The sequence below is a fragment of the Aestuariivirga sp. genome, from assembly GCF_041738905.1.
Taxonomy (GTDB): domain Bacteria; phylum Pseudomonadota; class Alphaproteobacteria; order Rhizobiales; family Aestuariivirgaceae; genus Aestuariivirga.
The window spans coordinates 1-14327 of the sequence record NZ_JBGSOZ010000025.1 but is presented as its reverse complement, the minus strand read 5'-3'; the positions used below and the strand labels follow the sequence as shown (position 1 = coordinate 14327).

7 protein-coding genes are annotated in these 14327 nt (G+C 58.1%); 4 read left to right on the top strand and 3 right to left on the bottom strand.

The features are described 5' to 3' along the window. On the top strand, positions 1-958 hold a 958-nt coding region (gene xerC, locus ACEW8Q_RS01620; protein ID WP_373502307.1), incomplete at its 5' end, for a tyrosine recombinase XerC. Positions 959-967: 9 nt separating this feature from the next. Further along, positions 968-1435 carry a hypothetical protein gene (locus tag ACEW8Q_RS01615; protein WP_373502306.1) on the top strand — a complete coding sequence of 156 codons (468 nt, stop codon included), beginning with the start codon at positions 968-970 and terminating at the stop codon, positions 1433-1435. A gap of 402 nt (positions 1436-1837) precedes the next feature. On the opposite strand, the gene ACEW8Q_RS01610 is transcribed toward ACEW8Q_RS01615, so the two are convergent. Then, positions 1838-2503 carry a hypothetical protein gene (locus ACEW8Q_RS01610; protein WP_373502305.1) on the bottom strand — a complete coding sequence of 222 codons (666 nt, stop codon included), beginning with the start codon at positions 2501-2503 and terminating at the stop codon, positions 1838-1840. Between the two features lie 26 nt (positions 2504-2529). Continuing rightward, on the bottom strand, positions 2530-3513 hold the full coding sequence (locus tag ACEW8Q_RS01605) for a helix-turn-helix transcriptional regulator (RefSeq protein WP_373502304.1): 984 nt from the start codon (positions 3511-3513) through the stop codon (positions 2530-2532). Between the two features lie 301 nt (positions 3514-3814). Here ACEW8Q_RS01605 and ACEW8Q_RS01600 point away from each other — a divergent pair, with 301 nt between their 5' ends. Beyond that, on the top strand, positions 3815-11239 hold the full coding sequence (locus ACEW8Q_RS01600) for a sacsin N-terminal ATP-binding-like domain-containing protein (protein WP_373502303.1): 7425 nt from the start codon (positions 3815-3817) through the stop codon (positions 11237-11239). Continuing rightward, the gene (locus ACEW8Q_RS01595; protein ID WP_373502302.1) at positions 11236-13854 is read left to right on the top strand and encodes a DEAD/DEAH box helicase; all 2619 of its coding nucleotides are present in this window, start codon (positions 11236-11238) and stop codon (positions 13852-13854) included. Before ACEW8Q_RS01600 ends, ACEW8Q_RS01595 begins: the two co-directional genes overlap by 4 nt. A 204-nt stretch (positions 13855-14058) precedes the next feature. Here ACEW8Q_RS01595 and ACEW8Q_RS01590 read toward each other — a convergent pair. Next, a partial coding sequence (locus ACEW8Q_RS01590) for a hypothetical protein (protein WP_373502301.1) occupies positions 14059-14327 on the bottom strand: 269 nt, incomplete at its 5' end.

Genomic DNA, 14327 nt, shown 5'->3' with positions numbered 1-14327 from the left:
CGCCAACCACACCTATCTGGCCGACAGCGACAGCACGACCGTGGTCGGGGCCGCGAAATGCTGGCTCGATCATTGCGAGGTGCGCTGCATGACCGGGCGGCGGATGGAACGGTCCACCCTGCGCGGCTACAGCGACTATGTGCGCCTGCACCTGACCGCGCCCGAGGTCGGGATCGGGGACAAACTGATCTCCCAACTGACCCGCCGCCATGTCAACGAACTGCGCGACCGGCTGCTGCTGAATGGCCGGTCCGAACACCTGACCCGCCGCGCGCTGTCGGTGCTGAAGCTGATCCTCGACCATGCAATCGACAACGGCCAGCTGTTCACCAATGCCGCCCATGGCGTGCGGGTGATCAAGTCCAGCCGGATAGAGCACAAGGCCCCGGTGCCGCCCAAGGAAGCGATCCGCGCCCTGATCGAGGCGGCCGACGAGGATTTCAAACCGCACCTGATTGTCTCAGCGCTGGGCGGCCTGCGCGCGTCCGAACTGCGGGGCCTGCGCTGGCAGGACGTCGATTTCGACAAGGGCTTCCTCTCTGTCCGCCAGCGCGCCGACGCCTACAACCAGATGGGCGAGCCGAAATCACGGGCAGGGTTCCGAGACATCCCTGCCGGGCCGATGGTGCTGAACGCCCTGCGCCGCTGGAAACTGCGCTGTCCGAAAAGCGAACTGGGGCTGATGTTCCCCGCGCCGCAGGGCGGGATCCTGCAGCACACCCGAACGCAGGACCGGTTCCGCAAGCTGCAGGAAAAGGTCGAGGTGACGATGCGCTGGCACGACCTGCGCCACTTCGCCGTGTCGCTGTGGATCGAGCAGGGGTTCTCGATCAAGGAGATCATGACCTTCGCGGGCCATTCCTCCATCCAGATGACCATGGAACGGTATGGGCATCTGTTCCCGTCACCAGACCACCAGAAGGCCATGGCCATGGTCGAGGCGAAGCTGCTGGGTTAAGCTGTTGCCATGACATGGCTTCCGGATCAGACCCTCGCTGATTTCGTCACCGTCGCGCGGCTGGCGGGCGTCACGCTGGCGACGGAAGATATCCGCATTGAGGCGCTGCCCGCGCCCCACGCGCCGCCCACGCGGCTGCCAGCGGGGACCATGGCTGTTTATGTCTTCACCCACGGTTCCGACGTGCTGAAGGTGGGGAAGGTCGGCCCCAAGAGCCACGCGCGCTACACCAGCCAACACTACATTCCTGGCAGCGCAAAAAGCACGCTCGCGGCATCTATGATTGCCGACGCGGAACGCTTGGGCCTTGCCGAAGCTGACACGGCCGAGATCGGAAGGTGGATCCGGGGGGAGGTGGATCGGGTCAACATCCTGCTCCCGGCCCGCCTCGGCGTGCCAGTCTTGACGCTGCTGGAGAGCTTCCTCCAATGCCGCCTGCGACCGCGATACGAAGGCTTCAAGAGCCAGCGTGGGTGACAGCCGATCTGGTTTCCCGTTTCTTCGCAACGGTTTGCAGCAGTTCCGTGCGACACGACGCCGACGTTTCGGGTCATAAAGTCGGCTAAAGTGCTGAAATCACGAAGGTATTCTGGACACAGGGGTGGGCCTCATAACCTGAAGGTCGTAGGTTCAAATCCTACTCCCGCAACCAAAAAACAACGCCAAATCAAACGCTTAAGCGCCGCCCTTCGGGGCGGCGTTTGCGTTTCCAACACCCGTGGAAGCACTGTGGAAGCAAGAGAGCGCGAAGTCCTTGGTAGCAAAGCGAAAACCGAAACGGCGCAACCAGCTCTAGGCCGCCGATCACGCTGGGCCTGCTCCTTGAGAGCTTCCCTCAAAGACCGTCATCCAGACGTGGCGCTTCTTGAGTGAACGCGCCTACGCCACAACCGGATAGAAGGGTTTGCCCCAGTCCTTGCCCGGATCGTCCATCATCAGGTCGACAAAGACCGGCATCAAGAAGGTTAGGATCGCAGCACCATCGCGGACTTGCGCCCGATTCACGCCACTGCTCCAGGTCGAGCCACCGTGGACCAACTGATTGCGCAGGACGTATAGCCGGTCGAATACAAAACTCAGCACCTTGGCTGTGTCACCTGATTGGAACGCCTGAGCAAAGGCATGGGCAGAGATTTTGAAGCGATCTTCCCAATCGGCGAACCCGTCGATCCCATTGTGATGCTGCCAGAACGGGTTGAAGACATACCGGTTCTCCATAAGCATCCGAACTGGCCCGGAAAACCGCTGCCACAGTGCGTTGTAGATGCGCCGTCCCCCATCCAAGGCCACCAATTTACCGAAGTAGTCGACGAAAGCGGCACGTTCACCCGGGGCCGCCGTCTGAAACTCGCGCTCGTCGGCATAGGCCGCGTTGAAGGCGATCCAGAGGAATATGAAGCGGGCGTCATCATCGTCGCCGCAAGCTTCGGCACGGCCGATCCAACTGATGGCGCGATGGACCCGCAATCCCATGGTTTCTGGAAAACCAGCACGGATGGCGCGTTGCTTGGTCTTCAGGGCAGCATGGTCGAGACCATCCTTCATCGTTCAAGTCCTTTTCTGAAAGCCGGTCACGGCAGCCCGTCAAAATCTGATCGCTGGTAGCCGTCCACCAAGGATCGAAGCCCTTCCGGGGCGACAACCTCGACCTTGTTGCCCCATTGATAGAGATGCCATGCCATTTCGAGCCACCCAGCCGCGTGGAACTTCACGATCAGGCTGCCGTCAACCTGCAGTTCCAGAGTTTGCGAGGGGTGAAAGCAAAATTCGGCGGCGCGGGCAGCGACCTCAGGCGCAAAGCGCCAGATCACCTCGCCGTGCTGCGCGGGATCCTGATAGACGCCAAAGGCCTGTGCTGCATAATCCTCCAGCGAAAATCCGGGCGCGAAAGCGAAACTCTCGTCCAAGGCTTCGGCAGTATGGATGCGGTCCATGCGGAAATTTAAGATTGTGTCGCCCCGCGACGGCTGCCGCGCGACAAGGTAGCTGCGGTGCCCGAGAAGCAGGCCGTGCGGTTCGATGACCCGCTCCGGCGCGTCGGGGTCGCCGTAGCGCAGGTGCAATCGGAACGGACCGCGCAAGGCCTCGATCACCGCATCAAGGACTTTCGGGGCGAGGTTGACCCTCGGGCCGGGTCGGGTGACCGAGCCCATCGCGGTCAGAACGGCTTCGGCATCGGCCTCGGTGCGCGCGGCATCCCTTGGTGCAAGACGGGCAAGCAGACCGTCACGTAAATCGGCAAGGGCAGAGGCGTGGCGCAAGCGACCATCGGCCTGCGCTGATCGGCCAGCGATCTCCAGTGCTTCGATGGCAGTCTCTTGCCGGGGCTGCAGCCTGTCAAGCATCGGATCCGCAACACGCCATCGACGACGACGGTCATCGCCATCTTCTACCTCGACGTTCATGAAGGTGATCTCCAGCGCATCGGTCATGCGCTGTGCGGTCCGGTGCGAGATGCTGAACTCTTGGCAAATCTCATCGAGGCTGATCCCACTGCGCCGAGATGCCGCCAGCCTTGCGAGCCTGATCAAGTCCTGCGCTTTGGAAAACGACATGAACTTACCTTGATGCTAAAGCATGTCAGAGATTGACACCCATGCAAGCTATTGATGATCCTGCAATCTGTCGAGGCGATTCTGTTTTGGGTTGCGTTGCGAGCTTACAGCGCAACAAAGTGGCCGGTCGGCGGAAATATCATGTCTCTGCATCGGTTCTGATGCGGTTCACGGGTCTAGAAAATCGCACTGCTGCGTCTTTTTGTGACTGGCCGAAGGGAAGTGAGATGAAGACCCAACAAGCAACTTCTCTGGGCGGTTGCGGGAAAATACAGCCGAACTTCGGGAACCAAGGAAATAAATGTCTAACCTGACCACGCCACCCCGCGCAATATTCCGGCAGATTCAGGCTAATCTGAAAGATAGGTATTCTTCAGGTTTTCCGGTTTTAAAGGAGCTGATACAGAACGCTGAGGATGCGGGAGCTAGTCTTATCCGCTTTGTCGCGCATCCAGGGTGGCAGCAGGCATCAAACCCATTGCTGCGTGTGCCGGGGTTACTCGTCGCCAATACAGGGCGTTTTGAGTCAAAGGACGGGCGCGGAATCCTTTCATTCGCAGACAGTGCAAAGGGAGATGAGACTGCTTCAATAGGGCGTTTCGGCTTTGGGCAGAAGGCAGTCTTCCATTTATGCGATGCCTTCATCGCGCATGCATTTGGTCAAGTGCATCCATTTTCGGAAGTGATCAATCCTTGCCTCGGCGTGATCGAGGACACCCGTGCCGCCAGCTGGGATAGTATTGGCGCAGAAGATATTGGGCTTCTTGAGGCAGAAGCAAACGACCTGGATCGTGGATTTCTGCTTTGGATACCACTTCGGCGGAACGACATTTTGCCAGCTCCAAAATTGGCATTCATGGATACCCGACCCCAGCTCAGCGATCTGATCAATGATCTGGTAGGCAACCGATCGGAATTGCACCTTACACTTGCCGGCCTACGCAATGTCGACAAAATCGAAGTGTGGCAAGACGGACTTACAATCCTGTGTTTGACGCGCGCTGGAGACGCGAAGCGTATGACAGGGCCGTCCGAAGGCGCACAATCTGACATCCGAGGCTTCGCCGGTACAATTTCAGAAACTGGTGCAAGAACGTCTAAGTACGTGGGACGAGAGGCATACGGGTCCAATGTGCGTCTTGATGCGCTTTACGACTCTGATGCTTGGCCGCAGGTGCCAGTTTTTACGGAGCACGGGGAAGATATCCGCCGCGAGAAGGCTGCGGTCCATGCCGCTGTGGTTCTGACCGATTGCACTGACGAGGGTAGCCGAGCCACTCTGGTCGATTGGGCTGTTTTTCTACCAGTTGCTTCAGCCGTTCGATTGCCAACTGAACGTGCAGTTATCCGTCTGATGCTACATGGCTACTTCTTCGTGGATTCTGGACGACGCTACATTGAGGGCTTTGAAGCTGGTGCGGAACCGAATGGGTCTGTTTTGCGTGAATGGAACGCGGCGCTGCGCGATGAAGTCTTGTTGCCGCTGGTGCCGACTGTTCTGTTCGACGGCTTTCAATCGCAGATGTTCACATCGGATGATCTAGCGACCCTCCTACAGGCACTCAAAGCCAGCGAGTTTGGCAGAAGTAACGGTAAAGCTCTGGTGTCGCGCCAATCGCTTGTCCGCGCTATCGAACCGACTGGCAAGGGAACGTCCGCTCGGTGGCGCCTTGTTCCGGCTAACGCCTATTTGCGTCCGTTTCCAGCCCCTGACGCGCGCGGGACCATTGCTTCGGTTGACCTTTTTCCTGGTCTTTTGAAATGGGCGGAAAGGACAAAGCTGACTCTGATCGCTGGCCCCGATGCTGCGCTAGTCACGACTGAGATCAAATGGCAGCCCAAGGAAATTTGCGACTTGCTTTCAACGCTTTCGCCTTCTGCTTTTCAACAGGGTGGCCGAGCTGGTGCTGTTGCTGACTTTCTGCAAGTTGCGGTAGGCAAGGACGATCAACTGCGTCAAGCCGCCGCAGGACAACTGTTTTCAACACTTCGGGAGACACTGCGACGGAAGGAAAGCCTCGCTAACGAAGATCAGTTCCGTGCAGTTTTGGCTTACCTTCCGCCTGGCTCTGCAATCGCCTTACCAAAATCCGCAGGTGCACCGCGTGAGATTTTGCGTGTCTTGGCCACGGTGACTGATGCGCCGATTTGCTTGCGGGTGGAGTGGTTGACTGATGACGTGGCGCGCAGCGAGATTGAACCTGCTGAGGCGGCGCGGCTTCTGTCAGCGCTAAATCCCCTGCTCAGCAGCCACACCAACTCTGAGGCCGCAGGCACCGCTGCTCTGGCGCTGGTCAAATTGCTGGGAACGCGACTGGCGGCCCTGATGGATGATCCAGAGATCGCGAAGCTTGAGATCCTGCGGGCCAATGATGGCAGCGGAAACGCGCAATTGGTCAGCCTTGTCGATCTGGCTGCGGCTGCGCACGACCGAAGGCTGTTCAGGGACAACCCGAATGTGCAACGCATGCTGAAGTCCCTACACGACGCCGCGCCTGGATGCGGGGTTTTGACTGTCGGGGGCGATGCCGCGGCACTGCTGGCCGAGATCGGCGTCCCTTTCGCTTTTGCAGATGCGTCGAAGGAAAGCTTCGCTCGGCTTATCCTGCGGGCCGCCAACTTCGGCTCGGTCGAAGCGCGTGCGAAATACATGAGCGACCACTTTTCTCTGGCACCAGAGGTGCGGTCTGCATTCCGGCGCATGGCGGCAGGTCGGGACTGCGGCGACTCAACAAAGCTCGTCGCACTTCCGCAGGGCATGGGGCCTCTCTCCGACTTGGCGGCGAAGCTTATTGCGCAAGAAAATGGTTCTTTCCTGATTTCGCACGAGATCGTCGATGTTTTAAAGGCGGGTGAACGACGCCACTTGGGCATTCATGAGATTGACGGACTGGCACTGGGCCTCTTGTTGCGCAACAATGCTGCTGTTCTAGGGGATCAAACTGTTGGTCGTGATCTGATCGTCGCGTTGTTGCGCTCTGACATCCCAGATGGCGATCTTCTTGTTCTTCCGATCTTCCCGGCAAAGAATGGGGATTTGCATTGTGCCGCGCAAGTGTGGCGAGAAACGAAGCAGTTTTCTGTTCCAAAAATTCTAACTCCGGTCGTTCCGATCTTACAAAAGCTGCAAGACCCCCTGGCCGACGAGCGGATGAATCGCTTGGTTGGGGTTTGGTCGCCCGAAGCCCAAATCTCTGTCGCATTGAGCCAGAGCGCCCCGGAAAACTTTACAGGCGAAATCCTCGATGCTCTGAACAAAGTTGAATCAACTTTGCCGGAACGGTCGAGAACCGTTGAATGGTTGACGGATCGTCAGGGCAGAAACTGGGCCCCGGAGGATGTTCTGGATCTGCCGAAGGGAGTCCTTTCCGCAGCGCGAAAGCTATACGGCTTAGAGGCGGATGCTGCGTTCGTGCCGGTCGACGAACTTACCGAAGAACTGAGCACTGAAAAAGCCCTCGGCGCGATGCGAAGGAACCGGGTCCTCCCAGACCTTGCCGGTTCCATCGAACGGCTTCTTATGCTGATAGAAGACAATTCGCCCGTTGCATGGGCGGGCGGGACGGGAAGCGGTGTCGCTGACAACTTGCAGCAACTTGCGAGGTCTGGGGCCGATCTGTGCTTGCCCGGTTGGCCCTTGCTTTCAGAGCTTCTGCGCATGCCAGAGATGCTGCCCGAAAGGATCCTGCCGGCCTTCGGTACGATCCAGCCAGATGATGGCGATCAAGCTCTTGCGTGGATGACATCGCTGGCCGACTTGGCAAAGGCGGGGAATGATTTTGCCTGGGAAACCTACTGTGCGTCATTTGAAACTTTCTGCGCCTGGCCGAACGAGGCAGTCAAATCCCTGTTCCGAGATATCCCTGTGCCGACTGAAGCTGATACGTGGCGTCCCGGTCGAGAGGTCGCGCGGGGTGGGAATGGGTTGGCGAACACCCATTTGCTGCATCGCTCGCTCAGGTCAAAGCTCCCTCGGCGGACCGATGTGCATGCGTCGGTGAGCGAGGACTCGCAAGCGCCGCATGGGCAGTCATTCGCCTCAATTGATGCGGTTCGCATGGAGCGTCAATCGGCCGAAAGCCTCAGGTCTATACTCGAATACGCGAGACCACATGTTCCTGCCGACCTGTTGGTGCTGCTGGTCAGACTGGTCGGTCAGTCGGATCCGTTCCGCGTTGTGACCAAGGATGTCCTCGCCGTTTCAGAAGCTGACGTCGCCCGAATATGGAGCCGTTTCGATTCCGAGGTCGCCCTGTACTTTAATCCACAAAAGTTGGGGGAGACGCTTGCTGAGAAGCGGAAATCTCGCTTCATCAATTTTGTCTCCGTCTGTAACAGTCCAACTTCGGCAAGAGCTGAAACTCTGGATGGCGAGATCAAAAACTTCCCGGTGGGCGACATCGAGCCATTGGGTATCATCGGTGACATTCATATCGGCTGGCAGAACATCTGGCAGGGCAAGAACTTGATCGGTGTCAGAGATTTGCAGATCATGACGGTTGCGGATCAGGCGGTAAAGCCTGAACAGGTCAAGGCCTTGTGCCTGACGCTAGCAACAGTCCTAATCGGTTACAGGGAGGAACAACCCGGCTGCCATGAATCGCTTGGGCAATTGGCAGATGCTTGTAACCGGATCGATCAGTCTACCGTAGATAGCGCAAGGGCCGAACTTGAGGACCGTTTGCCGCAAGTGCTTGATGAATTGAAACCCAAACGAGGTTCGGGACTGTGGAATGCGCGCAAGACCTATCGCGATTCGGTCGATTCCATTCCGTTCGGAGAGCAGCGCGAGAAAAGCCGCCCAGGGGCGAAAAGAACTCTGTGGCAGGCGGCGAGCAAGACGGAAGTTCAAAAAGAAATGCTTGGCGCCATTCGAAACCGGATCGAAGATTTCGGTTACAGACCAACTCGGATCCTATTTGAACTCTTCCAGAATGCCGACGATGCAACACAGCAACATCCTAGCACTGGGCCAGGTCGTTTTAGCGTGGCGCTTGTCGATGACAGGTTGGTCACCCGACACTGGGGCCGGTTAATAAATCACCCCGGACCTGACCCGCAAGAAGGGGAAAGGCAAGGGTGGCGAAGTGATCTGTTCAACATGCTGGTGATGAACCTTTCGGAAAAACGCGAGGATGTGACCGGTCGCTTTGGTCTTGGGTTCAAGAGCGTTCATCTGATCGCCGATGAGGTCGGAATTGCCAGCCATTTCGTAGCCTGCAAGGTCAGGGGCGGGATGCTGCCAGACATCTGGGATGCCGGGCGGCAGGTTTCGGTAGAGAGCAGCGTTGATGGAAGGCCCGCAACGGTGATCGACCTGCATATCGATCCGGACCGTCATCCTCACGCGATCGAGGCGATAGCCGCGTTTAGGGCGGTCTCGGGCTGGTTGCCCGCTATGAGCCGTTCCATTCGCTGCATCGAGATCGAGGGACAAGGCCGTTGGCTGGCCGACAATCCAATATCTCTGCATGACGGGGTGTCGTTGGTAAAGTTCGCAGGTCGTGAACCCGGTTATGCGCTAGCGCTTGATCTCGGTCAGGAAACGACGATCTTCCTTCCTCTTGGTGCGCATGGCCCAGTGCCAGCTGACGAAAAGCTGCCACGGCTTTGGCTGCTTGCCCCCCTGGATGAGACCCTGACCAGTGGCTGGCTGTTGAACAGTCGCCAGTTCCCGGTTGATCCGGGGCGCGGGAGGCTGAAAGGCAGCGCAGAGGCACTGCAGTCAATGTTCGCACGTTTCGGCGTTGTGCTGGGCCAGCGGCTTGTTTCACTGAATGACATGGTTGCCAGAGACTGGCAGAGCTTTTCAGTTGCAGCGGGTATTGGAAATCTCGATGCCGAAACTGGCTACGCCGGATTTTTAAGGGCTCTGTGCGATCTGTTCGAGCGGGACTTCGCTGACCCACTCGCCTGCCATCTTCACGGAATCGACCGTGGCTTGGGTCGTCTTTTTTCTGAAAGACCAGCCTTGGCAACTGGATTGCCATTGCCTTTTGATCCCTTTCTTCAGGTCGGAAGTGTGAAGCTGGAATTGAAAGGTGTTCTTGCCGACCGGAAAGTTTTGGTCGCACTAAAGGACTGGCACATGATCCAGACGGTCGGCAAATGCTCAGTTGGCACCGAGGCGGCGCAGCGCCTCGAGCGCTTGGGCTTCGCGCGCCCAAAGCCCTTCGGGTTTGTCGATGCCTTGCGGCACGAGGTCGGGCCAGACAAGCGGATCACTCCTGAACTCGCTGACCGGCTCGGGGCGGTGCTTACAGACGATCTCCTGACTGAAATCGAAAAAGACGAGGAGAGCGCCATTCTCGAACTTCTTTCGACGTCCTTGTTTCAGCTAGCAGACGGCACTTGGCGGACTGCGGCACTGCCCCCGAGCCAGGCGAAGGATTCCGACGAAGAAGAAAGGCTGCTGCTAGCTTTTGCACCCGAAAAGTGTCGGGCTGTTAATAATTACGATGGGAAAGGCTTAGCGATTTACCGTCTCTCTATGCGCCAAAGCGGCTTCCAGCGTAGCGCAAGCGATTTTGCGAAGTGGGCCGAGTCAATGGACAATGAGGTGCAACAACGTGCGCTTTTGCACTATGTGCTCGAAGGGCGACAGGGAGCCACGCTTGGCAGCATTCTTGCCAAAAAGCGGCCGTTTTGGATTCACGCGCAATCCGACGAGATGCGCGTCAGCCCCATTGTAGCCGATTTTTCGGATGAAGAAATGCCGAAGCTTCTAGGGCTTCTCTATCCAGAGGAGCAGCGCCTTCGCTGGTCCGAGGATTTCGGCACCCTCGCTCCTCTAGACATGAACCAGCCATTTGATTTCGACGTCGCTGACGCAGAACGATTCTTGAAGCGATTGCATGGCTGGTGGGAGAGAGATCACAAGGCCGAACGAAATCGCTATGAGCAGACCGCCTATCCCGAGGGCTTTCACCCGCGGAGCCTTATCGGCAAGGACGCAGAAGCTGAAAGGGAGGCTTGGTTCATTTTCTTCGCACTGGCCATCTTTCGCACACTGGGGCGAAGCCACGATGGAGCCCACCGCAACTTTATAGCTGCCGCGCGCTCCGCTGGTTGGTGGCAAGAAATGGCGCTGGCCTCACTACCAGCTAATCCCGAGCCCTGGCTGCGTCGGCTGGAGGATTTTGCGCGTCCCGAAGCTTGGCGGATCGACTATCCACAATGGCGCCGCGCGCTGGCTGATCTTTACGTACTTGCGCGATGGTTGCCCGACTATGTCGATGCGTATCGTAACCTTCCTGCGATCATTCGTCAGAGAGGCCCCATCGCATTGTCCGACTCATGGCGGCTCAGCGCCTCGCCGATTTGGCAAAGGCGCGGCCTGGAAGGCGCGCCGTTGAGCCAGAGCCTTGGGCTTGGGGCTAACTGGATGATCCGAGAGGGATTGCGCGCTGGTGTCTGGCCGGACCAAGACACGAGTCTCATGGTGTCACACGGCTGGGCGGCGTCGGGCAGATTGCGCCGAGTTTTTAGGGCCCATCTCGGCCAGGATTTGGGTGAGACGGCCAACATGGACCTCTCGCTTAAGGTGTTTGAAATAGTCAAAGAAAGTCTCGGCCCTCTTGCTACCTTCATGGGCGATCTTGACCTGCCACTTCAAGTTGTCGCTGACGGCTCGCACGCTGAGGTTATGAACGAAATCGTTGGCTATGCTGCGACATCTGACGCCTCGGACGATGGGGATTACGACGCGATGGAGTACTCGGAATGACCCTTTTTTTCCCAGATCAAACGGTGCGGCATGGCGTTCATGGCGAAGGCCGTGTCGTAGCGGATCTTGGCACAACGGTAGTGGTGCGGTTTGGCGCTGAACTTCACCAGGTCGAAGGTTCTGCGCTGACCCGACTAAAGTCTTTGGAGGATGCCCTGCGCACTGGTCACCTAGATGATCCGTTGGCGGTGTTGGTGCGGGCGCAGGCTTTGGCAATCCGCTCGGTGAACGACCAATGGGGGGTATTCTCACGCTCGCGCGTGCAGCTTCTTCCACATCAGCTTTGGGTCTGTCGCCAAGTCACCCAACACTGGCCTGCGCGGTGGATGGTTGCTGATGACGTCGGACTGGGCAAGACCATTGAGGCGGGCCTGATCCTTGAACCACTGATCGCGTCTGGACGCGTGCGTCGTATCCTTGTCTTGGCACCAGCCCGTCTGGTGCCGCAATGGCGCGCCCGGATGAAAACCATGTTCGACATCCGCCTGCAGGAATACACAGCCGATGGTGATCGTGGCCGTGTGAGCTTTTGGGAAACCGCACAGCAGGTTGTCGCCTCTTTCCACACAATGCGAATGGAAAAGCCACGGGAGCGTTTGCTAGTGGCTGAACCGTGGGATCTGGTCATTGTGGATGAGGCGCATCACTTTCAGGCGCAGGAGCGGGCGTCGACGCTGTCATATGGTCTTTTGCGGGAACTTCAGGACGCGGGGCGTATCAACTCGCTAATCTTGTTCACCGGAACTCCACATCGCGGTAAGGACTTCGGTTTTCTCGCGCTGATGCAACTGGTGCGCCCCGATCTGTTCGATCCCGAGCAGGACATCATGGATCAGTTGCCCGCACTGAGCCAGGCGATGATCCGCAATAACAAGGCATTGGTAACGGACATGCAAGGGAACAAGCTGTTCCAGCCCGTTACGACCGAGGCGGTCGATTACAGCTACTCTGCGACCGAAGCAGCATTTTACAACACGATGAGCGAGTTCATCCTGGATGGCCGTGCTTATGCCGCGCACCTTTCGGGTCGGCAGCAAACTACCCGCATGCTCTTGCTGATCGCCTTGCAGAAGCTTGCCGCCAGTTCGATAGCCGCGATCACGCGAGCGCTGACGCGTCGTCGCGACATGCTGACGCGAACGATCCTCGGTGGTCTGCCAGCCGACACCGCTGAGGCCGAAACGATGGACGAGGCTGCCGAAGCCGAAGAAAGTCGGCCCAGCGAGGTGACCGTGCTTCTGATGAAGGACGAAATTGCCCGCCTCGATGAGATCATCGGCTACGCCAATGAGATCGAGGGAGAAACCAAGGTAGCGACATTGATCAAACTGATCGAGACGCGGTTGGAACCTGAAGAGCCTTTGCTCCTGTTCACCGAATACAAGGCGACACAGGCACTTGTCCTTTCCAAACTGGAGGCTCGGTTTGGCAAGGGCTGCGCGGGCTTTATCAACGGTGATGAACGTCTCGCAGTACACGATCAGGAAAGACGCGAACGCACCATAACTCTGTCCCGCGATGCCGCTGCAGCCGATTTCAACGCCGGTCGGACCCGATTTCTCATCTCAACAGAGGCAGGGGGCGAAGGGATCGACCTTCAGGAACGATGCGCCAAGTTGGTGCATGTCGATTTGCCTTGGAATCCGATGCGATTGCACCAGCGTGTCGGGCGTCTGAGCCGCTATGGGCAGAAGCGCGCTGTTCAGGTGTATCTTCTCCGCAACCCCCAGACGGTCGAGGCACGGATTTGGGCTCTGTTAGAGGAAAAACTCTCGCGAATTCAAGCGACGCTTTCTGCCTCAATGGAAGAGCCAGAGGATATTTCACAGCTTGTAATTGGTATGGCTGGGGGCCAGTTTTTCGACGGGCTGTTTTCGGAAGGGGCAACACGCTCGACTGATCGCTTGGCAGAGTGGTTCGATCAAAGCACGCAGCAGTTCGGCGGCAAAGATGCTGTGGACACGGTGAGGGCGATGCTTGGGAACGTGGCGCGATATGATTTCCAAACGGCGGGTGCCGAGATTCCCAAGCTAGACCTACCCGCACTGGAGCCCTTTTTCCGGCAGTCTATGCTCTTGGCCGGGCGGAGGGTGACGAAACCCGAGGCGGGCCTTTCCGTAGCGACGCCGGAGTCCTGGCGCGGAAGTGTCGAATTGCGTGACCGCTATGACGGCCTCAGCTTCAACCGGTTTTTGCCAGCGGATCAGGCACTCGTCCGTCTCTTGGGCGTCGGCCATCCGCTCATGGACCGCGCGCTTCAGGAAAGTGCCGATCAGCAGGTTTTTTTGACCCGGGTGAAAGGAATCGATGCACCTCTGATGATCTCTCTTGTTGAAGACCAAGTGACGGGCACCGGAGCCACGGTCCATCGTGTGATCCTCGGCGTCGAAGCGGCGTACGGAGAAAATCCCTTGGTATTGCGGGATTGGGAATTGCTGCTTCGGCTAAACGACTTCGAACCTCTGTCCGAGTTATCTCAAGGGCCTTCCTCCAAGGAGCTGGCGGCCATCGGTGCCGCCGTCGGAGAGCTGGCGGAACATGTCACGCGGCTTAATTTGTCGTTCAGGCTCCCAAAAGCAACGCCGATATTGGTGCTGCTGCCAGAGGATCGATAGATTGCATCATATCCTGACTGAGGCGAATGCTCTCTACTTGGAGCGCGGCGTTGTCCGATATTCCAGCAGAAGCAATGCGTGTCAAAGATTGAATCCTATGCAAGCTGTTGATGCTCTTGCAGTCTGTCGAGGCGATTCCCTTGCTGGTTGGCTCTCCTGCGAACGGCCGAGCGCACGCTTGGAAGGGCTCCCCTTTGATTGAGGTCAGAGATCGAACACCGCGCGCACCTGCTGCCGAATCTTCGCAGAGTCGATTGCGCCGTCAAGGCGGTTTTCTGAAGTTACGAGCCGCTCTCCTTTGTCGTTCTCCGGCGCGTTCGGCTCAAGGTCCATCGGCTGTGTCCCAACGGTTGGTGTAGGAGGCCGCGCGCGGAGCCCCCGGCGTAGCGCAGCGCGCGGCCGGTGGTGACGCTGGCGGTCACCGTCGATCTTCGGAGTAGGTTCGGGTTGCGACGCCTTGAACCAGATGGAGA